At 44.5% G+C, this 2,314-nt stretch carries 2 protein-coding genes; one reads left to right on the top strand and one right to left on the bottom strand.

The genetic code is table 11. The annotated features are described in order from the left end of the window. Window positions 1-544: hypothetical protein (locus GX089_10465; protein NLP02908.1), on the top strand; the 544-nt coding region annotated here is incomplete at its 5' end. 12 nt (window positions 545-556) lie between these two features. Here GX089_10465 and GX089_10460 read toward each other — a convergent pair. Continuing rightward, the gene (locus GX089_10460) at window positions 557-2,086 is read right to left on the bottom strand and encodes a protein kinase (GenBank protein ID NLP02907.1); all 1,530 of its coding nucleotides are present in this window, start codon (window positions 2,084-2,086) and stop codon (window positions 557-559) included. Between the last annotated feature and the right edge of the window lie 228 nt (window positions 2,087-2,314).

Genomic DNA, 2,314 nt, shown 5'->3' with positions numbered 1-2,314 from the left:
TTCAGATACTGGAATAGTCCTGGGACTGCACGATGTCGAAACCATCCTCCAGCGTCTTACCCAGGTGGATATCGTGTTCTTGCGAGCAAGCCCATTCATGCAAAACACCCTGGCATCAATTCCACTTATAAAGGAACAGCACTTTAATGGTGGTTCAGTCGATCCTAATATTCCAGTTTACATGTGTGATACCAGAGATATCGGTGACAAAGCAGCAGATCTTCTTGCGCAAAGATTGTTTCCCGGACACAGTGTACAGGATCTTTTCGGAGACCGGTTCTCTTTTCGGGAAGTAAGTCACCTCATAGGAATGGAAATTGGAATTCCCGATCTTCCGTATGTGCGTTTTAATGATACTGATGCTATGGCTGAATTGATAGATAAAGGCTTCTCAGATAGCGTGGCAAGATCTCATATAGACCTATCAAGGGCAATCTCAGAAGGTAAGCTCCACCCTACAGTCACCGATCCTTCCAAACCCACCGTACCTACCACTTTTACCAAATTTCTAAAGGAGGTCTTCATGCCGGCTTACAATGCCTGAATCTGTGAAAAATCACTTTGCCCCATATTTCAAGAGCAATCTTTCCAGCTCAGTATCGATTAATTCTGCAGTTCTCAAGGGAACTTTCCCTTTATGATCTGCAAGATTGGGATCAGCACCATTCTGAAGCAGATGCGAAACAATAAGAAAGGCATTTTCCCTTACTGCATAATGAAGCGGTGTGTCTCCTTTTTTATCCCTGGCATTAGGATCTGCGCCATGCTGCAGAAGTAACTGTGTTTCTACTGTCAATCCACGGCGGACCGCTTCATGAAGAGGTGTCGTAGCGGCCCCCTTCTCACATCGAGGTGATACTCCCTGAGCGAGCATCTGCCGGAGCGTTTCGGTATCCCCTATCTTCACTGCTGCTAAAAGAGGATTCTCCCTGACCTTTTCCTGCGTTTCAGTAGAAGAAACCGTTACCGGATCCTTATTACTCTTTTGCTTACTGGCTTTATTTCTCTTTTGATCCTCTGGCACTGCACTTTTCTCATCACTTACATCTGCCACATTTTCGGCAGTAACCGCAGAATCGATCAATGTATCTGAAACAGAAACCGGTTCTGGTGTCGGCTCTGGCGCAGATTTTGGCATAAGTAAAAAGAGCAGCACAAAAGCAACAATAACACCACCTGCGACTAAGCTCCATAGAAGAGCCGGTTTGAGTTCTTTTTTGGAAGAGGTAAAGTTTTCAGAGGAACTGTATTGAGCACCAAAGATCTCAGGAAAACTGCTGTTTAAGGCTTCAATGACTTCCGATGGAGTCTGAAAACGCTTATCCGGCTCCTTCTGCATCATTTTTTCAACTACATCAGAAAGCGGCACTGGAATTGAAGGGTGATTATCCTTTAATAGCGGAACCGGACGGTGCATGTGCTTAACAATAACATCCACAATCGATTTTCCCGGAAATGGAGTCGAACCGGCAAGCATGTGATATAATGTGCAACCCAAGGCATAAATATCGGAACGGCAATCCGCAGCACTGGGATTTTCGGTTTGCTCAGGGGCTGCATAATGAGGACTTCCCAACATCACATTGGGTAAAGTCAAACGAATGTCTCCGTCAATCCGTGCAAGACCAAGATCGGCTAGTTTTGCGTTACCGGTTTTATCGATCATAATGTTTTCCGGTTTTATATCCCTATGCACTATCCCGTTTTTTAAGGCCAATTGAAGAGCGGAAAGAACCTGCATGGTAATCCTTACTGCCTCCTGCGGCTCTATCTTGCCTTTTTCAGAAATGATGGTTTGCAATGTCTTCCCATCGACATAGTCCATTACAATAAAATGGACTCCGTTTTCACAACCCACATTTGTTACCCCAATGATGTTGGGATGACGGAGTTTTGCGGCGATCCGGGCTTCTCTGAGAAAACGTTCTTTGGCATCGGGTACATCAGAGAGAGGTTTAAGCACTTTGACTGCGACGATTATGTCTAAAGCAAGATGATGAGCTTTATAGACAGTCCCCATCCCCCCATGCCCGATTTTTTCAAGAATCTTACATCCCCCGATTGTGGTTCCAACAAGTTCGTCCATGCAAATCCTCCAGGCAATTCGATTCGAACCAAAGCCTGACCTTCCGGGAAGTCCTATGCTCTGATCCCCTCCCTGAGTCAGGGATTAAATATACTTCATTGTACACCTTTTATTTTCAGCTCAATCTTTAAAACAATGAAAACGGGGAGTTAGCAGAAAGGTTCTTTTTGGTAATAGCAGATTAAATTTGAAGTAATCGTTTTATTTTCTGGATGATCTGAGTAGTAT

The sequence above is a fragment of the Fibrobacter sp. genome (assembly GCA_012523595.1).
Lineage (GTDB): Bacteria > Fibrobacterota > Chitinivibrionia > Chitinivibrionales > Chitinispirillaceae > JAAYIG01.
Note: the sequence above shows the minus strand (reverse complement) of the source record. Positions and strands in the feature narration are given on the sequence as shown.

Excerpts from the sequence above, each read along its gene's own strand:
- GX089_10460 (NLP02907.1), bottom strand. The coding sequence starts at position 2,086 with ATGGACGAACTTGTTGGAACCACAATCGGGGGATGTAAGATTCTTGAA.